Annotated in this window: 20 protein-coding genes and 1 pseudogene; 8 read left to right on the plus strand and 13 right to left on the minus strand. The window is 62.6% G+C overall.

Annotated elements, in window-relative coordinates; genetic code table 11:
* The first annotated feature begins 26 nt into the window (after positions 1 to 26).
* Together BMI01S_RS28405 and BMI01S_RS42080 are read left to right on the plus strand one after the other, a co-directional pair.
* The gene (locus BMI01S_RS28405) at positions 27 to 905 is read left to right on the plus strand and encodes a YsnF/AvaK domain-containing protein (RefSeq protein ID WP_028215004.1); all 879 of its coding nucleotides are present in this window, start codon (positions 27 to 29) and stop codon (positions 903 to 905) included.
* A gap of 45 nt (positions 906 to 950) precedes the next feature.
* Positions 951 to 1,322 (plus strand): hypothetical protein, encoded by a 372-nt coding sequence (locus BMI01S_RS42080; protein WP_169745491.1) that lies wholly within the window; start codon positions 951 to 953, stop codon positions 1,320 to 1,322.
* 345 nt (positions 1,323 to 1,667) lie between these two features.
* Here the strand turns inward: BMI01S_RS42080 and BMI01S_RS28410 are convergent, their stop codons facing one another.
* The 4 genes from BMI01S_RS28410 to BMI01S_RS28425 form a co-directional block, all read right to left on the minus strand.
* Positions 1,668 to 3,380, minus strand: a complete 1,713-nt coding sequence (locus tag BMI01S_RS28410; protein WP_244884672.1) for a thiamine pyrophosphate-binding protein — start codon at positions 3,378 to 3,380, stop codon at positions 1,668 to 1,670.
* 364 nt (positions 3,381 to 3,744) lie between these two features.
* Entirely contained in the window at positions 3,745 to 5,472 is a 1,728-nt protein-coding gene (locus BMI01S_RS28415; RefSeq protein ID WP_028232091.1) for a methyl-accepting chemotaxis protein, read from the minus strand.
* 472 nt (positions 5,473 to 5,944) lie between these two features.
* Positions 5,945 to 6,319: a BON domain-containing protein gene (locus BMI01S_RS28420; protein WP_028232090.1), complete on the minus strand. Its 375-nt coding sequence runs from the start codon at positions 6,317 to 6,319 to the stop codon at positions 5,945 to 5,947.
* A 93-nt stretch (positions 6,320 to 6,412) separates the two neighbouring features.
* Positions 6,413 to 6,718, minus strand: coding sequence for a hypothetical protein (locus tag BMI01S_RS28425; RefSeq protein WP_028232089.1), 306 nt, complete (start codon positions 6,716 to 6,718; stop codon positions 6,413 to 6,415).
* A gap of 346 nt (positions 6,719 to 7,064) precedes the next feature.
* On the opposite strand from BMI01S_RS28425, the gene BMI01S_RS28430 reads away from it, so the two are divergent.
* A complete protein-coding gene (locus BMI01S_RS28430) occupies positions 7,065 to 7,916 on the plus strand; it encodes an AraC family transcriptional regulator (protein WP_028214429.1) in 852 nt (283 codons plus the stop codon).
* Positions 7,917 to 7,972: 56 nt separating this feature from the next.
* Here BMI01S_RS28430 and BMI01S_RS28435 read toward each other — a convergent pair whose 3' ends face one another.
* Entirely contained in the window at positions 7,973 to 8,356 is a 384-nt protein-coding gene (locus tag BMI01S_RS28435; protein ID WP_028214430.1) for a BON domain-containing protein, read from the minus strand.
* A 371-nt stretch (positions 8,357 to 8,727) separates the two neighbouring features.
* Between BMI01S_RS28435 and BMI01S_RS28440 the strand changes: the two genes are divergently transcribed.
* The 3 genes from BMI01S_RS28440 to BMI01S_RS28450 all read left to right on the plus strand — a co-directional run bounded on the left by BMI01S_RS28440 (position 8,728) and on the right by BMI01S_RS28450 (position 11,059).
* Positions 8,728 to 9,108, plus strand: a complete 381-nt coding sequence (locus BMI01S_RS28440) for a cupin domain-containing protein (protein WP_036020775.1) — start codon at positions 8,728 to 8,730, stop codon at positions 9,106 to 9,108.
* Positions 9,109 to 9,198: 90 nt separating this feature from the next.
* A complete protein-coding gene (locus tag BMI01S_RS28445; protein ID WP_028232088.1) occupies positions 9,199 to 10,098 on the plus strand; it encodes a LysR family transcriptional regulator in 900 nt (299 codons plus the stop codon).
* A gap of 250 nt (positions 10,099 to 10,348) precedes the next feature.
* Complete coding sequence (locus tag BMI01S_RS28450; RefSeq protein ID WP_028214433.1) at positions 10,349 to 11,059, plus strand: SDR family NAD(P)-dependent oxidoreductase; 711 nt, start codon at positions 10,349 to 10,351, stop codon at positions 11,057 to 11,059.
* A 143-nt stretch (positions 11,060 to 11,202) separates the two neighbouring features.
* Here BMI01S_RS28450 and BMI01S_RS28455 read toward each other — a convergent pair whose 3' ends face one another.
* The 3 genes from BMI01S_RS28455 to ftrA form a co-directional block, all read right to left on the minus strand.
* Entirely contained in the window at positions 11,203 to 11,610 is a 408-nt protein-coding gene (locus tag BMI01S_RS28455) for a carboxymuconolactone decarboxylase family protein (protein WP_036020779.1), read from the minus strand.
* Complete coding sequence (locus BMI01S_RS28460; protein WP_028214435.1) at positions 11,528 to 11,971, minus strand: MerR family transcriptional regulator; 444 nt, start codon at positions 11,969 to 11,971, stop codon at positions 11,528 to 11,530. Before BMI01S_RS28460 ends, BMI01S_RS28455 begins: the two co-directional genes overlap by 83 nt.
* A 96-nt stretch (positions 11,972 to 12,067) precedes the next feature.
* The gene (ftrA, locus tag BMI01S_RS28465; protein ID WP_028214436.1) at positions 12,068 to 13,039 is read right to left on the minus strand and encodes a transcriptional regulator FtrA; all 972 of its coding nucleotides are present in this window, start codon (positions 13,037 to 13,039) and stop codon (positions 12,068 to 12,070) included.
* Positions 13,040 to 13,139: 100 nt separating this feature from the next.
* Here ftrA and BMI01S_RS28470 point away from each other — a divergent pair, with 100 nt between their 5' ends.
* Positions 13,140 to 13,544: a rhodanese-like domain-containing protein gene (locus tag BMI01S_RS28470; protein ID WP_028232087.1), complete on the plus strand. Its 405-nt coding sequence runs from the start codon at positions 13,140 to 13,142 to the stop codon at positions 13,542 to 13,544.
* 61 nt (positions 13,545 to 13,605) lie between these two features.
* On the opposite strand, the gene BMI01S_RS28475 is transcribed toward BMI01S_RS28470, so the two are convergent.
* The 3 genes from BMI01S_RS28475 to BMI01S_RS28485 are packed head-to-tail and all read right to left on the minus strand — an operon-like array spanning position 13,606 to position 15,748.
* The gene (locus tag BMI01S_RS28475) at positions 13,606 to 14,205 is read right to left on the minus strand and encodes an NADPH-dependent F420 reductase (RefSeq protein WP_028232086.1); all 600 of its coding nucleotides are present in this window, start codon (positions 14,203 to 14,205) and stop codon (positions 13,606 to 13,608) included.
* A 27-nt stretch (positions 14,206 to 14,232) separates the two neighbouring features.
* Entirely contained in the window at positions 14,233 to 15,000 is a 768-nt protein-coding gene (locus tag BMI01S_RS28480) for an SDR family NAD(P)-dependent oxidoreductase (RefSeq protein WP_028232085.1), read from the minus strand.
* Between the two features lie 13 nt (positions 15,001 to 15,013).
* Entirely contained in the window at positions 15,014 to 15,748 is a 735-nt protein-coding gene (locus BMI01S_RS28485) for an SDR family NAD(P)-dependent oxidoreductase (RefSeq protein ID WP_028232084.1), read from the minus strand.
* Between the two features lie 107 nt (positions 15,749 to 15,855).
* Between BMI01S_RS28485 and BMI01S_RS28490 the strand changes: the two genes are divergently transcribed.
* Positions 15,856 to 16,773 (plus strand): LysR family transcriptional regulator, encoded by a 918-nt coding sequence (locus BMI01S_RS28490; RefSeq protein WP_028232083.1) that lies wholly within the window; start codon positions 15,856 to 15,858, stop codon positions 16,771 to 16,773.
* On the opposite strand, the gene BMI01S_RS43255 is transcribed toward BMI01S_RS28490, so the two are convergent.
* A complete protein-coding gene (locus BMI01S_RS43255; RefSeq protein ID WP_238328093.1) occupies positions 16,770 to 17,246 on the minus strand; it encodes a beta/alpha barrel domain-containing protein in 477 nt (158 codons plus the stop codon). The two genes, BMI01S_RS28490 and BMI01S_RS43255, sit on opposite strands and share 4 nt — an antisense overlap.
* Positions 17,247 to 17,259: 13 nt before the next feature.
* Positions 17,260 to 17,679, minus strand: a pseudogene (locus BMI01S_RS43260) (oxidoreductase); the annotation flags it as partial.
* Between the last annotated feature and the right edge of the window lie 360 nt (positions 17,680 to 18,039).

Here is an 18,039-nt window from a genome sequence, read left to right on the forward strand (position 1 = left end):
GATATTCGAACTCTTGGAGATCTGGGATGACTCAAACTCTCGTTGCTGTTTTCGACTCGTACCTTCAGGCGCAGAACGCAAAAAGCCGGCTTGAATCCGAAGGCGTTGCACCCTCCGACATCAACGTGTATGCGCGTGACGCAGATACTGGAACAAGCGGTGGTACGGCCGCGGACCTCGACACGTCGGCGGTAGGCGCGACGCCGGGCGCACCACACCGTCACGACCACGAGGGCGTGGTTGGCCGCATCGAACACTTCTTCAAGCGGATCTTCGGCGACGACGATCAGCCGGAGGAAACGGGTCATTACCAGGAAGCGGTACGTCGCGGCGGCGCTTTGTTATCTGTGGATGTCGCCGACGAGTTGTCGGCTGACAAGATCCGAAGCACCTTGGAAGCCGCCGGTGCTGTGGACATCGACTCGCGCGTCGCCGCCTGGCGCAACGCCGGTTACGCCGGATATGATCGTAATGCACCGCCGTACACCGACGAAGAGGTGGCAGCCGAGCGCAAGGCGTTCCCAGTGGTTGAAGAATCGCTGGAGGTTGGCAAGCGCGAAGTGAACACAGGAGGAGTGCGCGTCTATTCGCGGGTGCGGGAAACACCGGTTAGTGAGTCGGTGGATCTGCGCGAAGAGCACGCGACGGTCGAACGCAGAGCAGTGGATCGTCCCGCGACAGCGTCCGACCTGAAGGAAGGGGCTGTGGAGATTCGCGAAACTGCCGAGCAGGCGGTCGTGGCCAAGACCGCCCGAGTTGTCGAAGAGGTTGTTGTGGGTAAGGAATCAAGCCATCGCACAGAAACCATAGACGATACAGTCCGCGGTACTGAGGTCGAGGTGGAGCGCGTGGAAGGCCAACGGACGGGCACTCGCACTGATGAGACTGGCAATAAGACAGTCTGACACCGGCACCGGTTATATGGCGCGATAAGCGATGAAACGGGCGCGATGACAAGATGCGCCCGTTTTTTATTTTTTATAGCTTATACGCCGCTGGTGTTGCCTCAGAACGTCGATCTAGCTGCGGAAGCTCATAACTTTCGCTACCTTTCGGCTGGTAATGTCGATCCATTTGTACCCGAACTGATGCTGCGCGCACTGGACATGGCGTTGCTGCAGCGAAGCCATGAAGGCGTCATCCTGCACTCGGACCAGGGGAGTCAGGGCGGATTCAACCGGGCGGCGCTGCCGCGAAGCCGGTGTGCAACAGTCGATGGGGACCGCTGGCGATGCCTACGACAGGCAGAGCAATTCGCGCGTCTTGACCGATCGCTTCCCATGTTGCCACGCACGATCCCTGATTGGCAAAGTTCGAACTGAACCGGCCGTTCGAGTAGCCACCCTACGACTCAGGCGAGAGGCGGAAATTGGCCGGTTTCGCGCGGACGGAGGAGTACCGTGCAGAACTCGTCGAACTGGTGCTCTCGGCCTTGTGCTGCCGGTCATCTGTCGTGCAGAGCCGCCATTCCAGCGGCTGGTCGTACTGTCGATTCCCGAGTTTGTCAGATCGAACGAAGCGCGCGGATTCACCCGTCACAGCTCGGCGCGGGCCGAATCAACGCTTTGACGCGTCACCCGCGGCGAGCACAGCAGGATCGACGAGGCGGTCGTATTCATCGCCGTCGAGGAATCCGAGCGCAATTGCGGCTGCGCGGGGTGTCACTGTCAAAAAGAGGCCGCAGCTTCGGCGTAGTAGCGATTCGGTGTGGGAAAGACCCCGGTCATCACCTCGATCAGGAACGGGCCGTCGCGTTGCGACGCCTCTTCGAGGACATCATCGAGGTCATCGAGACGCTCGACCCTGCGCGCCGTCACGCCGAGTGAGGAAGCAAACGCCGTCCAGCTATGACGAGGGAGGCGGGTGAACTGCTCGGAGATCGAACCGTTGCTGATCGCGTCGATATGGATTGCACCGTGCGCGGAGTTATTTAGTACCACGTAGATGATCTTCACGCGGTAGCGGGCCGCGGTTTGAATTTCCATTCCGTGCATCATCATGCATCCGTCGCCGGTCACGACGACACAAGGACGTTCCGGGGCAGCGAGCTTGACGCCGATTCCGGCTGCGATCGCCCATCCCATCGGCGCAAGGGAACTCGACGAAAAATAGTTGCCCATACCGGATGAGAGCCAGTAGTGGGCCATGTAGATACGGTGGGCTCCCGAATCCACCACGATGTTGCTGTTCTTCGGCAGCAGCCGGCACAAGCGCTTCACTACGTCGCCGGGATAGAGCGACGGATCGTCGTCGGAAACGCGTGCCGCCAGTTGCTCGAACTGGTGGTCGTAGAGCGGGAGCCGGTGGACCTCGGCAGCCCATGCCCTTCTTGTTGCCAGTGCGGCCAGGTCCACGGGGTGGGTGTCCGCGTGCTTCGCCAGCAAGCGGAAGCTCGCGCGTATTCCGGAGAAGATTCTTTGACGCTCGATGTGCCCCATCGCCGGCAGGTCGAAGCTGTCATCGAAGATGAGCAGTTCCTTCCCCTCCGTCAGCTCCCGGCTCCAGTTCATGCTGTCGCGCTGGTTAAGATCGCTACCGAACACGACGAGAACGTCGAGTTCGTCCGAATTGATGACGCGCGCCGCGCGAGAATGGCTCGAGAATCCATACACGCCCAGCGCAAGGACATGATCTTCCGGAAACGCTCCCTTTCCCGACAGTGTCGTTGCGACCGGCACCCGGAATTTTTCGGCGACCTCGAGAAGAACCTTTGCCGTTTCCGCATCGTTGCCGCGACTGCCAATCAGAAACGCGACCTTCTTCGACTGGAGCAGATACCGATCACACAGGGCCTCCAAAGCGGCGCGGTTCGCGGGTACTTCACACGCGTTGAATTCACCCTGATCGTAGGGTTGGCGCGCGACGTCCTGGCTGGAAAGTACTTCCTGCTTCTGAATATCGACAGGAATACTCATGAACGACTGACCGCGACGCATCCAGTTCAATCCATCCGTTGCACGGCGCATCTCGGCCTGGACATTGTCCTTGTTCTTCAGTTCGATGACGTCCTTCACCAGACTGCTGACCACACCGCTTTCGAATATTCCGCCCGCCGTGGCATCCTGGAATGCCCCCTTCCCCTCCGCTCGCGACGAAATTCCTCCCGCGATATAGAGCATGGGTATCCGGTCTGCCTGGGCGGCTGCCATGCCGGGCACGAAATTCATGGTGCCCGGGCCGGAGATTCCGGCGCAAACACCGAACTTCCGGCTCGCGCGGGCATAGCCGTCAGCCATGAAAGCACTCCCCGTCTCATGAGCGCCGACGATTCCGCGAATCGAAGGCGTATCGTCGATTGCATCCAGCAGCGGGTAGATCAGCTTTCCCGGGACAAGGAACACGTGATCGATTCCGGCGGACTCCAATGACTTCACAACCATTTTGGAAACATTGAGCGAAGCGTTTGATCCCATAGTGTTGGTTACGATCTCACGAGATACCGTTAATCGAATCTCACCGCCACCCAACTGGAATTCACACGCTGCATTCGGGATCTACACGAGGCAACCCGGCCGCAGCTCCGTGTTGTGGAGACGGCGAGACAACCTTTAGCGCGCTGCATGCCACCCGCAGTCGGGCATCGCGCTATTTCCTCGAACCCGCTCGATCTGCGGGTACGGGCGTCTCCGTCCACAATCACACGTCGCTGGCTGTTCCGAGTATCGCGGATCGCCGTCCGCTCGAAGCCTTCTGCTCTGATGCGCGGCTACGGCATCGATCGTTACATCGATCAGCCGGAACCGTTCAAAACGTCTGCCAGTCCGACGTTTCCGCTGTTGCAACGACCACCGGAATTCTGTTCGAAGACGCGGCTGGCATCTTCTCAACCTTTGCCGGCGTTGCACGAGAGGAAACGGGACGGTACGAATCCGCCGCCGGCGTTGTCGCGCGCGATGAGCTTGCCTTCTCGCCGTTGACGCTGAAAAAAGCGACGGCTTTGCGCAGGCTTTCTGCTTGCTGGGCCATCGTCTGGGCTGCCGCCGAAGCTTCTTCGACCAGTGCCGCGTTCTGCTGCGTGACCTGGTCCATCTGATTGACCGCCTGATTGACCTGCTCGATACCCGTGCTTTGCTCGCCTGACGCCGATGAAATTTCGCCCACGATGTCGGTCACGCGTTTCACCGACTGCACGATCTCCTTGATGGCGCCGCCGGCTTCTTCGACGAGCGCCGAGCCCGCTCCCACCCGGCTGACGGAGTCGGAGATCAACTCCTTGATTTCCTTCGCGGCGGTAGCGCTGCGCTGCGCGAGCGTGCGGACTTCACCCGCGACGACAGCGAAGCCGCGTCCCTGTTCGCCTGCGCGCGCGGCCTCGACTGCTGCGTTCAGCGCGAGGATGTTGGTTTGAAAAGCGATGCCCTCGATGACACCGATGATCTCGGACATTCTGGTCGAACTCGTCGAGATTTCCCGCATTGTGCCGACCACGCGACCCACGATTTCGCCGCCACGTTCCGCGACGCCCGAGGCCGTACCCGCCAGCGTGGCCGCCTGCCTTGCATTGTCCGTGTTGTGGCGGACCGCGGCCGTCAGTTCTTCCATGCTGGAAGCCGTTTCTTCGAGCGACGCCGCCTGTTCCTCCGTGCGGCTCGACAGATCGAGGTTGCCTTGGGCGATCTGCGCGCTCGCAGCCGCGACGCCCTCGGCATTCTCGCGCACGTCCGACACGACCCGAATCAGCGCATCGCACATGGTTTTCAGCGATGCCATGAGGCTGTTCGTGTCGCCGGGCCGCAGGTCGATGCGAATGTTCAGGTCGCCGGCGGCCACGCTCCTGGCCACGGCAGCGGCCGTCGCCGGCTCCGAACCCAGTTGCCGCGTTACGCTGCGCATCATCCAGATGCCGATACCCAACCCGATCGACACGGACAACGCCACGAGCACCAGCATCAGATTGCGCCCTTCGTCGTATACGGCGTCGTTGGCTTGGGCGGTTGCTTGCGCGTCGCCCTGTTTGAGCGCGACCAGGTTGCCCATCAGCACGAGCGTCTTGAAACCCTTGCGGTGGTATTCGCCCAGCATGTATTCGGTCAGGCTATCGCGATCCTGTGGCCCGGAAGCATTGATCTTCCCTTTCATTTCGTTGAAGGCCTGAATGTAATCCTGCCAGCCCTGATCGAGATCCGCGAACGTAGCCTTCCCTTTGTCGGTATAGACGAGCGGCTCCGCCTGATCGAGGTGTTCGCGTGCGGAAGCGAGCGCCTTGTCGGCTTGCCCCAGCGAGCCGGCGCGCTGCTCGGCGGTCGTCGCCAGAACAGCGTTGCGCAGATAGGTGCCGACCCGCAGCACGTCGGCGTTAGCCTGCTGGATCAGGTTCAGCCCGACAAGATCCTGCCGGTAGGTCTTGTCCGCATTCGCGCTGATCTGCGCCATGTTGTGCAGACCGATTCCGCTTACGATGGCGCTGATGACCGAAACCAGGATGAAAGCACTGATCAGCTTGGTGCCGAGTTTCATATTGCCGAGATTCATAGTTCGCTTTGGTGAGGATGAAAGAACCAGAACGGAAAAGCAGATTCAACACTTCTCGTTGATGAGCGCATGCAACCCATCCTTCGCTCTGAACCTCCGAAGGCGGCACCTGTTTGCAGCGACGAGCCATCGCGTAGCGCGAAACGCAGCACTGCTTGTAATCGGGTTATCGGCAATACTATTTATTTCTTCATACAAATCGCCGGGTGTCTTGCGGGTTTTTTATTACATTCGTGAAAGGGAAAAGCCGTGGCCCACAAGTCCGGCCAGAACGGGCGGATTCGTAGCGCACGCAATCGCAGAGACCGCACTCATTTGGTGCGAAAAAATACGACGGTAATGAAAAAGCCACATGACGCGGCCAACCAATCGCTCGGGAGTCCGAAATACGATCCTGGCCGCAGAGGTGTTTTCGGCGCGGGCCGCCGCAGATCCTGAATCGGCTGCGGCATCGTCGCGAACGTGGCGTCGTTTAACGGCTGTTACGCAATAGCAACTGGTTCGACACCGACCTGACTCCGCGCACGGATCTTGCCGCGTGGCCAGCCAGCGAGATTTGCCTGCGCTCGGGCACCCAGCCTGTGAGGGTAACCGTTCCCAGACGAGCCCTGACCCGAATCCCCGATGCATCCAGGTTCGGTGTGCGCCAGAGGGCGCTGCGGACATCGCGAGTCACCGCACTGTCGGGCCTGTTCTGGAGGCGCGACGTCGAGTAGGCCACCGTTTGCGCCGTCGCCCCGGCCCATGTGTTCATGCTCGTTTGGGCGTTCGCATGGTTCGAGCCACTACTTATGACGATCATCGCCAGGATCGCGCCGATCTTGCAGTTCGCAGCGTTCACATTCATGCTCCGTGGCAACCCTGTTTTGGCGCGGAAAATGGCGGTTCGACGGTGCCGAGCCGCCAAGGCGAAGACTGCATCCGCACGTGGGATCGACCGTCAGCGCTTCGCGGAGTCGTCGCTGGGCATGTCTTTGTGAACCACCTCGACGTCGATGGTCCGGCCGTCGTCACCGAACGCACGGGCCTCCCGACGCAGGGCGCGCAGCTTCCACCAAACATAGCCGGCGACGACCGTACCCAGCCCGAACAGCACGGCGAGCAGCACGATCGAAAGCATCGCGGCTGCCACGAGCGCGATCACGCCCACAGCCGCAGCCAGCAATCGCCCGAACCATCCGGCGCCGCCCATCCTGATCCCCCTCTCGTACGTCACCCGCCGCGGCGGCGGTCTGCCGTTCTCCATCGTTTGCCTCCGTGCCGCCGTGCGGCGAATAACGGCAGGCGGTCGCCACTCGCCGATTGCTGAAGGTGACCCGCCGATGTGCCGGGCATCGAGGACGCCCCGCGCATGATCGCCTCTTCCATGCGTTCGCTCACCGGCCCGGCCTGTCTACCGAAGAATTTCGCTAACGTGATGCTAGCACTTGCAGTCGCTTGGCCACTCGGGCAGAACGACGTTCAGCGCCCGCAAGCGATTGCATCGGCCATATCGCCCCACGCGATGCCGGCGGGCGCGACGCGGCTGTGCCACAATCCCGGAGCCGCCGCAGCCGGCTCCTGCCGCGCGGCGCCGCACCGAGTCCACTGCCATGAATCCGATCGATCCCCAGCACCGCAACGACTGGCTGCTGCGAGCCGAACCCGTTGAAGGCGTCGAACGAATCGAAGCCTTCTTCCAGGGCAAGGCGTATGCGATGCATCGCCACGACACCTATGCGATCGGCCGCACGCTGGCCGGCGTCCAGAGCTTCAATTACCGGCGCAGCACGACCCACAGCCTGCCCGGCCAGACGATGGTGCTGCACCCCGACGAGCCGCACGACGGCCACGCGGGAACCGGCGAAGGTTTTCGCTACCGCATGATCTATGTGCAGCCCGCGTTGTTCCAGGAGGTGCTGGGCGGGCGCGCGCTCCCGTTCATCGAGGGCGGCGTGACGGGTGACCCGCGTCTGTGGGCGGCAACCGATGCGCTGTTGCAGCAGATCTCGCAAGGCCTCGATCCTTTCGAGCAGGGCGACGCGCTCGCGGAACTGGCGCACGCGCTCGCCGCGGTCGCGGGCACGGCGCCGGCGCGCTCGACAGGGGACTTCGCAAGCGTGCGACGCGCCCGCGAGTACCTCGACGCGCAATGCCATCAAGCGGTCTCGCTCGAATCGCTCGAGCTTGCCGTGGGACGCGACCGCTGGAGCCTGTCGCGCGACTTTCGCGTGTTCTACGGCACGAGCCCCTATCGCTACCTGACACAGCGGCGGCTCGACGCCGCGCGCGCGATGATGCTGCGCGGCGTGGCGCTCGCCCAGGTCGCGGCCAGCGCGGGGTTCACCGACCAGAGCCACATGACGCGCCACTTCACGAAGACCTTCGGCATCGCGCCCGCGCGCTGGCTGCGCATCCTGAACGGCGCGCGCGCCACCGGGATCCTTCGAAACACGGCGGCTTGATCCTGCGCCTCGCGCGAGCGCCGTGAATCCTGTTTGCCATCAGCGAGCCCGCTCGCTCAAGGCCCGCTGCCCCGACTCGTTCGCAGCGTGAGTTTGTTCGACACTTCCGTGACTCCGCGGACCGACTGTGCTGCGTCGCCGGCCCGCTGAATTTGCGATTCACGCGGCACCGATCCCGTCAACGTCACGACGCCGTCGCGTGCCGTGACGTGAATGTTCGACGAATTGAGCCCGGTCGTGCGCGTGAAGGCCCGGCGGACATCACGCACCAGCGCACTATCCGGGCGGCTCGCCTGCGAAGCCGCCGCGGCCGGCTCGGCCTGCGCGGATGCAGCGTCAGACGCACCGGTGCCGGTTTGTGCGTTCGCGAACGTCGCGCAGACAGCGATGCCCCCCACCAACATCGCGACGATCCAATTTTTCATATCGTTTGCATTCATGCTTGCGCTCCTGTGACGGCTTTGGCAACAACCGTTCCACGCATTCGCGCCGACGTGAATCGTTCATGCGGCACGCTTCCCGCGTGGGGCACATCCATCCTGGCGGAAAATGCGCGGTCGCGGATTTTGAGTGGCCGTTCGCAAGGCCGGCGGGACCGTGTCCGAACGCCAAGTGCGAATCGGCGCGCCATCACGATCGTTCAAGACGCGCGCGGCCGTTGCGCGTAGCCTCGGCCTGGTCGCAGTCCTCCATGGCGTCGCGCGTGCTACCCGCTTGGCGCAGCATCGTTGACCATGGGGGTGAATCTGTGGCCGTAGATGATGCACGTCGACTATGGCGCGCGAACTAACCTGTGGAGAAGGGTGCAGCGATGAATCCATTTGCCGAATCATTCAATCTCGAAGCCGCATTCAGCGACGTGAACGAATATTGGTCACCGAAAGTCGTGGCCCAGGTCAACGATCAATACGTAAAGATCGCGAAAGTGCGCGGCCAGTTCGTGTGGCACGATCATGCGCACGAAGATGAATTGTTCTTCGTCGTTCGCGGCCATCTGAAAATCGAATACGAACACGGTCGTGCGGTCGAATTGCCGGCAGGTTCGATGCACGTGGTGCCTCGCGGCACGCTGCACAACCCGGTGGCCCAGGACGAATGCTGGATCGTGCTGATCGAGCCGGTGCAGACGAAGCATACGGGCGACATCGAGTCGCCGATGGCGAAAACGGTCGAGGAGCAGTTGCGTCGCTAACGACGTACCGCATCTAAGCGTTACGCGCTTGCATTTACCAGGAGAATCGCCCACGATCGAGATTCATTCTTCCACTATCCGGCAGGGTCCATGAACCGCCTGGAAGCCATGGCCGTCCTCGTTTCGGTCGCCGATGCGGGCAGTCTCTCGGCTGCCGCACGGCGCCTCGACATGCCGCTCGCAACGGTCAGCCGCAAGGTGGGAGAACTGGAATCGCACCTCAAGACGCGCCTCTTTCACCGCACGACCCGAAAGCTTTCATTGACGGAGGCCGGGAGCGCTTACGTGGCCGCCTGCCGGCGCATTCTCGAAGACATCGGTGAAGCCGAGCGCGCCGCAACGGGCGAATACGCCGCGCCCAGGGGAGAACTCGTGGTCACCGCGCCCATCGCGTTTGGCCGCTTGCATGCGGTGCCGGTGATCGCGGAGTTTCTCGCGCACTATCCCGAGATCGACATCAATCTCGTGCTTACCGATCGTGTAGTTCACCTGATGGATGAGCACGCGGACGTCGCGATCCGCATTGGCGAGTTGCCCGATAGCACGCTGGTCGCGACGCGAGTCGGCGCGGTCCGCCGGGTCATCTGCGCAAGCCCCGCCTATCTCGCGGCGCATGGCACCCCCGCCGTCCCCGCGGATGTCGCCGGTCACCCGTGCATTGCCTTCGAGGCCCTGGCGTCCGTGCGCGCGTGGTCTTTCGGCTCCGGGAAGTCGGCGCAGTCCGTGCCGGTTCATTCGCGACTCGCCGTCAATACGGCGGACGCCGCCATCAACGCCGCGATTCTCGGCGTGGGGCTGATACGTGTGCTCTCCTACCAGGTTGCGGACGCCGTGCGTGCCAACGAGCTTCGCGTCGTGCTCGACGCATTCGAAGCGGCGCCGCTGCCCGTCAGTCTCGTGCATGCCGGACAAGCGCCCCTGCCGTTGAAGCTGCGCGCGTTTCTCGATTACATGTCGCCACGGCTCAAGGCTCGCATGGCCGCCATTTGAATTCCCCTCGTCATCGACGGCCAATATCGAGCGTTTCGTGCGCGCCGCGCACGCAGGCAAAGGAGCTTCGATCCCCGAACTGGCGCTCTTCTGACTTCCAGGCGTCATGGCGCTCGACTTGTTCCCTCGCGTCACAACTGTTTGTCCGCGCCTGGTATTCAAAACCGGAGCGCGGATGCGTAGATTGACCGTCATCGGTGCAGCAAGCAGCCCGATCAGATCGCAGGTCCAACTTACTTCGAGGTTCGATATGAGCAACTCATCCAAAGTCGTCGTCGTCACGGGCGCATCGCAAGGCATCGGCGCGGAAACTGCCAGGGCATTCCGCACACTGGGCTACAACGTGGTCGCGACGTCGCGCAACATCAAGCAGACCGACGATGAAAATCTCGTGGCCGTGGCCGGCGACATCGCCGACCCGGCCACGGCTCGCCGTGTGATCGAGACGGCCGTGTCGCGCTTTGGCCGCGTCGATACTCTCGTCAACAACGCTGGCATCTTCGTGGCAAAGCCGTTCACGCAATACACGGCGGAAGACTACGCCACGATCACGGGCATCAATCTCGGCGGTTTCTTCCATATCACGCAGCTCGCCATTGCCGAAATGGAAAAGCAGCAGAGCGGACACGTCGTCACGATCACGACGACGCTCGTCGATCACGCGATCGACGGCGTGCCGTCGGTGCTGGCCTCGCTGACCAAGGGCGGTCTCGCGGCCGCAACGCGCTCGCTTGCCATCGAGTACGCAAAGCGCGGCATTCGTGCAAACGCGGTTTCTCCCGGCATCATCAAGTCGCCGATGCACGCGCCCGAAACCCATGCGGCGCTTGGCGCGCTGCATCCGATGGGCCATATGGGCGAGATGAGCGATATCGTGAACGCCATCCTCTACCTCGATTCGGCACCGTTCGTGACGGGCGAGATCCTCCACGTGGACGGCGGCCAGATCGCCGGGCACTGAGGCGCATTGCACCGCACCGAGCCGATACGGAGCGCCGGGCGCTGGCGCTCCTCCCAATCGTCGCCTCACGCGTGACCTCAATCGTGACAGCAGGCGTTTTGCGTTTCCTGATGGAGGACACGTATCTGCCGCGCGCCCAGGCTTCAGGGCTCGCGGGCGAACACCTCGCGCGCCGCGAACAGGCCGTTGAGCGCAGCGGGAAATCCCGCGTACAGGGCCATCTGCATGATCGTCTCGACGATCTCCTCGCGCGTGAGCCCCACATTCAGGCCTGCGGCAAGATGCACCTTGAGCTGCGGCTGCGCGTGGCCGATGGCCGTGAGCGCCGCGATGGTGGCGATTTCGCGCGAGCGCAAGTCGAGGCCGGGCCTCGCGTAGATGTCGCCAAAGCCAAACTCGAGCAAATACTGGGCGAAATCCGGCGCAATGTCGGCAAGCGACTGAATCACGTTCTCGCCGGCGCGGCCGTCAATCGCCGACAACATGCGCCGGCCTCTTGCGAGGCGGCTTTCCTGCTGGGCGGCGCTGGCCGCTTTCGTCGTTTCGTGCATTCTCGTTCCTTTGCATGGCGTGGACATAACCTTCGATCTTTTTGTCGAGGACGAGAAGACACGCCTCCAGTTCGGCCACTTGCGCACGCACCGCGTCGCGATGCGCAGCCAGCAATTCGCCACGCTCGCGCTCGGTTGCCGGGCCCGCCGCGCGCAGTTGCGCGTAGCGCAGCATGCCCTGGATCGGCATGCCCGTGGTTTTCAGGCGTCCCAGGAAACCGATCCAGTCGAGCACCGAGCGGTCGTAGGCGCGCTGGCCCGTCTCGTCGCGCACGGCATAGGGAATCAGCCCGATGCGCTCGTAATAGCGGATCGTGTGGGCCGAAAGGCCCGTGAGCGCGGCCAGTTCGCCAATCTTCATGCGCTTCTCCTCATCGACGTGAAGGATGTTGAGACTTCGAGTGCACTCCAGGTCAAGCTTTTTTTTCGACCCGCGGTGCGATCCGCAGGCCGCTCCTCAACCGTCGCTGCTGCCGAACTTCGCCCGATACGCCGTTGGGCTGGTGAGTGCAATCCGCCTGAAGTGCCGCCGCATCGATTCCTCGGACCCAAAGCCCGCAAGCTCGGCCACACGTGCGATGGTAAGGCGCGGCCGAGACTCCAGCAGATCGCGCGCCACGGCCACGCGTTCGCGCAGGACCCATTCATACGGCCCCATGCCGGTCGCCTCGCGAAACTGGCGTTGCAGCGTGCGTGGACTCATCGCCGCCCTGGCCGCCAGCGATTCGATACTGTGCGCGCGGCGCGGATTCGCGCGCACCCAATCCATCAGCCGCGCGAGGCGGCTGCCTTCGTCGCGCGGCATGGGACGCGGCACGAATTGCGCCTGACCACCCTCTCGATGCGGCGCAACCACGAGCCGCTGCGCCACGCGGTTGGCCACCGCGCCCCCATGATCGCGCCGCACGAGGTGCAGCAGCATATCGAGCCCGGCGGCGGACCCCGCCGAAGTCAGAATCTGCCCCTCATCGACATAGAGCGCGTACGGCTCAACGCGAACGTCTGGATAGCGCTGTTGCAAGCGCTCCGCATAGCGCCAGTGGGTCGTTGCACGCTTGCCGTCAAGCACGCCCGCAGCCGCGAGCACGAATACGCCAGAACAGATCGAGCACAGACGCGCCCCGCGCGCGTAAGCGGCGCGCAGCTTCCTGAGCAGCGGCGCGGGCGGGCTCTCGTCCGGATCGCGCCAGCCCGGTATGACGATGGTTTGCGCCCGGTCGAGCATGGCGAGCGTATAGGGCGCTTGCAGCGTGATTCCACCCGCTGCCCGCAGGGGTCCCCGCTCCGCTGCGCACACCGCGAAGCGATACCAGTCGACGCCCAGTTCCGGCCGCTCGAGTGCGAAGAACTCCGTCACGCAGCCGAATTCAAAGGTGCAAAGCTTGTCGTAGGCAAGCGCCGCAACTAGATGTGTGGTCGATTCGTTCATGGCGCGATGTTACCGGATATTGGCAATCGCGCCGGTGGCATGGCGTGCGGCATGCCTCGCACAATAAGGACTCTGTTAAACGACACTCAGGAGCCAGATCATGTCGCCGGTATTCACCGTTCCCGCTGCCGAAAGCACCGATGCACTCGCGCATTTCACCGCATCGCTGCACTTCGAAACCGACTGCGCCGACGTCCATTCCGCAATCACAGGCCCAGAGCCCGCGGACTTCGTGCTACTCGACGTGCGCAGCCCTGCGCTCTATGCGAGCGGCCACCTACCGGGCGCAGTCAACCTGCCACATGGCAAGATCGTTGCATCGAAACTCGCCGCTTATCCCGCCGAGACGTTATTCGTGACGTACTGTGCCGGGCCGCATTGCAATGGCGCGACGCGCGGTGCGATTCGCCTCGCGCAGCTCGGGAGACCCGTAAAGTTGATGATCGGCGGCATAACGGGCTGGCTCGACGAAGGCTTCGAGCTCGCCATCGAAGAACCCGCATAAACACCGCCCGCGCGCGTTTGGTACGCTTCGCGCCACCCAGCCGCACCGCGAACACTACCATTCATCGGTCGAACGCGATCAAGTCCTTGAAGATCAGGTGACCCCAGCTTTTCCCGCGCGCATGCACCAGGAGTCCGCCTTCAGAAAGCCTGCCGAGTTGGATGTGCGCGAAACCGAGCTTTTCCGCAAGCGTACCAATCTCCGCTGCAGCGTCGTCATCGTCGCTCGCCAGGAACACCACCCTCCTGCCACCGTGTACGGCCGGGTCCTGGCCAAGGACGGCAGCGACCAGATGGTTGAAGCCTTTCACCACTCTGGCTCCGGTGAACACCTTCGCGATGAAAGCAGAGGACGGGCGACCGCCCAGTTGCTCGAGCGGGGCCTGCGTGTTCATCGCGTCGATGACGGTCTTCCCCTTCCAGTTGTGCAGTGCTTTTGCGACCTCCGGGTGCGACTCGAAACGGACTGCCAAAAAGATGATGTCCGCCTTGACGGCTTCCGCCAGGGTTTTGGGAATGATCGTAGGTCCGATCGCGGCCGCATCGGCTGCAAAGCTCTCGGGGTCGCGCGTAGTTGCAACGGCCACTTCGATGCCGTTGCGGGCGAACGCCTTGGCAAGCGCGTGGCCGATCTTGCCGAAGCCAACGATGGCGTAGTTCATAGGTTTCTCCTTCGTTTCCCGGCGCGGTCAGAGCTTGTAACCGCCGCTCGCTTCAATCGTTTGGCCGGTCACCCAATGGCCGTCATCGGAGGCCAGGAACGCCACGACGGCGGCGATTTCCGAAGGCTCGCCAAAGCGGCCCAGTGCGATTTGGGCCTCGGCCGCCTTGACGAGTTCGGGATTCTGCCGAAAATCGGCGTTCGCATCCGTCCGCGTGAATCCCGGCGCTACGGCGTTCGCGGTGATGCCACGCGGCCCCAGCTCGATTGCGAGCGTATGGGTCAGGGTGTTGATGGCCGCTTTCGCCATCGAGTAGACGGGCGCCGCCGTCACGGGCTTCGTGGCGGCAGCGGAAGAAATGTTGATGATGCGTCCACCATCGGCGAGACGATCGAGAGCGGCCTGAATGATGAAGAAGGGCGCGCGGGCGTAGACCGCCATCAGGGTGTCCCAACTCTCCGGCGTCGCGTCCTTGAAGCCAACCCAGCCGGAATTGCCAGCGTTGTTGACCAGAATGTCGAGGGCTTTGCTTCCGTTGCGCTTGGTGAACTCGTCGTCGAGTCTCTCGAACAAGGCCGGGACGGTCACCGGATCAACGAGATCCGCATGGATCGCGAACGCGGTGCCCCCCGCTTTCTCGATGGCCGCGATCGCCTCCTGGGCGCTGGATTTGCTGGCGTTGTACGTGAGCGCGACAGTCGCACCGTCCTTTGCAAGACGTTCTGCGATGGCGCGGCCAATGCCCCGTGATGCCCCGGTAACGAGCGCTGTTTTGCCCTGTAGCGATTGTGTCATTTGATCTTTCTCCTCAGAGTTGTGCCAGGCCACCGTCAACGGCGACCTCGCTGGCGGTCATGAAGCTGCTGTCCGACGACGCGAGAAAGGCGGCGACCGCCCCGATCTCCGCCGGTTCGGCCATACGCTGAAGCGGCGTCATCGCACCGTAGGCCTTCTGGCCCTCTTCGCCCAGCGCCTCCCTGGCTAGTTCGGTCGCCGTCGCCCCGGGCGACAGCACGTTGACCCGGATGCCGGTGCCCTTCAGGTCCTCCGCCCAGGTCCGGGCGAGGTTGCGCACCGCTGCCTTGCTCGCGCTGTAGGCCGAGAATCCAGGGGCTCCCGTGGTGCCGGCGCTCGATCCGGTCAGGATGATCGATCCGCCTCTTCCCATCAGCGGCAGCGCCTGCTGGACCGTAAAGATCGTCCCCTTCACATTGGTGTCGAAGGTGTCATCAATGTGCGCAGCGGTGATCTGGCCGAGAGGAAGCGGGCTTCCCGTCCCAGCATTGGCGAAGACGATGTCGAGGCTTCCGCGCTCGGCCTTGACCGCCGTGTAGAGCCGGTCGAGGTCGGCCAGGTTGGAGACCGAGCCGTTCACTGCGCGGGCGTTCGGCCCGAGGTCGGCCATAGCGGCGTCGAGCGATTTCTGCCGGCGGCCGAAGATGAAGACGAAGGCGCCCTCCTCGATGAAACGCCTGGCGGCGGCGCGGCCGATACCCGTGCCGCCACCTGTGATCACGGCGGTCTTTCCATTGAGTCTGTTCATGGCATGCATCCTTCGAAACAAAAGTCGACAAGGAAGATTGTGGATCTCTTGATTCATGAAGCCAATTGACGAAAGATGTATGTCTGCGATCTACTCTTTAGATACCTATGCTCGACAACGTCACCATCAATCAACTGCGGGCCTTCGTCGCCGTGTGTGACCAAGGAAGCTTTTCCGGGGCTGCACGGGAGCTGAGGCGCGCACAGTCGGCGATCAGTCACGCGATCAACGCGCTCGAGAGTGCCTTCGATGTAGTGCTGTTCGAGCGCAACACCCGCAAAGCGACGCTTACGGCCGCGGGCCGCAGCCTCCTGCCCGATGCTCGTGGGGTGATTTCGCGCACCGAGGAAATGAAGATGCGCGCGGTTTCGATTGCTGAAGCCGGGGTCCCACAGGTCTCGATTGCCGTGGATACCTACTTTCCGCGTGCGCACCTCATCGAATGCCTGCGCACCCTGCAGGCGGACTTTCCGACGGTGGCAATCAATCTGCGCATGACGACCATGCAGGGCGGCGAGCGTCTGGTGATCGAAGGCACGTGTGCGTTGGCGGTGACGATCACGGACGTGTCGGAGTTGAGCCCAGCCACCATGGAAAGGCAGCATTTATGTGACGCCCACATGGTGACCGTCTGTGCGCCATCGCATCCGCTGGCCGCAATCGCGGGGCAGATCCCGCGGGAAGAATTTGGCCGGCACATCCAGCTCGTCGTAACCGACAATCAGCCCGATGCCGAAAAGACGCAACAGGGGGTCGCCAGCGAGCGCCAGTGGTGGGTGAATGACCTCGGCGCGAAGCATGATCTGCTCAGGGGAGGCTTGTGCTGGGGGCACATGCCGCGCCATATGGTTGAGGAAGATCTCGCGAAGGGAACTCTTGTCGAACTCCAACGGCGCGCATGGCACATGCGCCCCCTCACGTTCATGATCTCGCACCGGCGCGGGTACTCGTTTTCAGAATGCGAGACACGGCTGGTCGAGCTCCTTGGCAATCGTCACCCTGGGCGCGCCCACAGTGATGATTAACTCATGGTGGCAAACGCGCCGGGCGTGAAGTCGGCAATCTGCTCGACGCGATTTTGCCGTACCTTCTCGAGCCAGGCGGGGTCCTGCAGCAACGGGCGTCCGACCGCCACCAGATCGAACTCGTCGCGCTCCAGCCGCTTGAGCAGTTCGTCGAGCGGCGTCCGTTGCGCGATCTTGCCCCCGAAGGATTCGTAGACGTCACCCGACAGACCGACAGCGCCGACGGTTATCGCGGTGACACCTGTGAGCTTCTTTGCCCAGCCGGCAAGGTTCAGTTCACCATCGATCTCGGGGAAGGCCGGCTGCCAGAATTTTGGCTGCGAGAGATGGAAAGCGTCCGCGCCCGCTTCGACGAGCACGGCAAGCCACTGTTCCAGCGCCTTCGGCGTTTCTGCAAGTCGGGCACTGAAGTCTTTTGAGCCGCTCGGCATCCGACGCTGCGCGCGCGAAGGCGTCGATGGCATGAGCCACATCAGCGTCACTCATCGGCTGACTGATGCGCTCGCCCACCACGGAAATTCCCGAGGGGCTTTCGTAAGGTGCGGATGGTTTCCAAAACGGGGTGAGGTTAGAGAGCTTGTGTCCCACATGAACCAACTGCGGCACGATGCGCCCACCTGCCCCGTGCACCTCGTTCACTACGTTCTTCCAGCGCGCGAGCGCCGCTTCGCCATGAAAGCGCGGCATATCAGGCTCGTTCAGCGCAGCCGGACGGTCGATCCCGGCCGCCTCTGTAATGATGAGACCGACGCCATTCTCGGCGCGGCGCCGATAGTAGCTGGCGACCTCCGCGGTCGGCACACCGCCCGGAGACCTGGAGCGTGTCATCGGCGCCATGACGATGCGATTCGCCAGGCTGAGGCCGTTCAGCTTGCAGGAACTGAAAAGGACGTCGAGATTGGGCATGGCATGTCTTCGTGGTGCACGAGATCGGGATGGGTGTGATCGAATCTAGTCTGACGCGCTCGCACCGTGAAACGAGTTTTTTTAGGTCCTTCGCTTTACATTTACTGTTCTATCGGGACAACACCGCTGACGCACGAGCGGCCGGCTGTGCGTTTCGATCAGAATCAGGCCTGGTCGATCAAGACATCCACCATCAACCTGACGGGCTCGATCAGCACAACCAGGCATTAGTTACGCTCCCTTTCTCGCACCCGATCTCCAGATGTCCGCGCACGACGAAGACCTGACATGTTGGTCGAATGCGGTTTACAGATCGAATGATTCGGATAACGGATTGGTTGACTTATTCATCTCCATGTG

Origin of the sequence: Paraburkholderia mimosarum LMG 23256 = NBRC 106338 (genome assembly GCF_000739815.1) — a bacterium.
GTDB classification, from domain to species: Bacteria; Pseudomonadota; Gammaproteobacteria; order Burkholderiales; family Burkholderiaceae; genus Paraburkholderia; species Paraburkholderia mimosarum.

What these genes read in the sequence shown, in the direction of transcription:
- BMI01S_RS28405 (WP_028215004.1), top strand. Translation starts at nt 27, where the DNA reads ATGACTCAAACTCTCGTTGCTGTTTTCGACTCGTACCTTCAGGCGCAG.
- BMI01S_RS28430 (WP_028214429.1), top strand. Translation starts at nt 7,065, where the DNA reads ATGAATCCGATCGATCCCCAGCACCGCAACGACTGGCTGCTGCGAGCC.
- BMI01S_RS28435 (WP_028214430.1), bottom strand. Translation starts at nt 8,356, where the DNA reads ATGAATGCAAACGATATGAAAAATTGGATCGTCGCGATGTTGGTGGGG.
- BMI01S_RS43255 (WP_238328093.1), bottom strand. Translation starts at nt 17,246, where the DNA reads ATGTGGCTCATGCCATCGACGCCTTCGCGCGCGCAGCGTCGGATGCCG.
- BMI01S_RS28485 (WP_028232084.1), bottom strand. Translation starts at nt 15,748, where the DNA reads ATGAACAGACTCAATGGAAAGACCGCCGTGATCACAGGTGGCGGCACG.
- BMI01S_RS28410 (WP_244884672.1), bottom strand. Translation starts at nt 3,380, where the DNA reads ATGGTTGTGAAGTCATTGGAGTCCGCCGGAATCGATCACGTGTTCCTT.
- BMI01S_RS28450 (WP_028214433.1), top strand. Translation starts at nt 10,349, where the DNA reads ATGAGCAACTCATCCAAAGTCGTCGTCGTCACGGGCGCATCGCAAGGC.
- BMI01S_RS28460 (WP_028214435.1), bottom strand. Translation starts at nt 11,971, where the DNA reads ATGAAGATTGGCGAACTGGCCGCGCTCACGGGCCTTTCGGCCCACACG.
- BMI01S_RS28445 (WP_028232088.1), top strand. Translation starts at nt 9,199, where the DNA reads ATGAACCGCCTGGAAGCCATGGCCGTCCTCGTTTCGGTCGCCGATGCG.
- BMI01S_RS28470 (WP_028232087.1), top strand. Translation starts at nt 13,140, where the DNA reads ATGTCGCCGGTATTCACCGTTCCCGCTGCCGAAAGCACCGATGCACTC.
- BMI01S_RS28425 (WP_028232089.1), bottom strand. Translation starts at nt 6,718, where the DNA reads ATGGAGAACGGCAGACCGCCGCCGCGGCGGGTGACGTACGAGAGGGGG.
- BMI01S_RS28475 (WP_028232086.1), bottom strand. Translation starts at nt 14,205, where the DNA reads ATGAACTACGCCATCGTTGGCTTCGGCAAGATCGGCCACGCGCTTGCC.
- ftrA (WP_028214436.1), bottom strand. Translation starts at nt 13,039, where the DNA reads ATGAACGAATCGACCACACATCTAGTTGCGGCGCTTGCCTACGACAAG.
- BMI01S_RS28420 (WP_028232090.1), bottom strand. Translation starts at nt 6,319, where the DNA reads ATGAATGTGAACGCTGCGAACTGCAAGATCGGCGCGATCCTGGCGATG.
- BMI01S_RS28490 (WP_028232083.1), top strand. Translation starts at nt 15,856, where the DNA reads ATGCTCGACAACGTCACCATCAATCAACTGCGGGCCTTCGTCGCCGTG.
- BMI01S_RS28455 (WP_036020779.1), bottom strand. Translation starts at nt 11,610, where the DNA reads ATGCACGAAACGACGAAAGCGGCCAGCGCCGCCCAGCAGGAAAGCCGC.
- BMI01S_RS28440 (WP_036020775.1), top strand. Translation starts at nt 8,728, where the DNA reads ATGAATCCATTTGCCGAATCATTCAATCTCGAAGCCGCATTCAGCGAC.
- BMI01S_RS28480 (WP_028232085.1), bottom strand. Translation starts at nt 15,000, where the DNA reads ATGACACAATCGCTACAGGGCAAAACAGCGCTCGTTACCGGGGCATCA.
- BMI01S_RS28415 (WP_028232091.1), bottom strand. Translation starts at nt 5,472, where the DNA reads ATGAATCTCGGCAATATGAAACTCGGCACCAAGCTGATCAGTGCTTTC.
- BMI01S_RS42080 (WP_169745491.1), top strand. Translation starts at nt 951, where the DNA reads ATGACAAGATGCGCCCGTTTTTTATTTTTTATAGCTTATACGCCGCTG.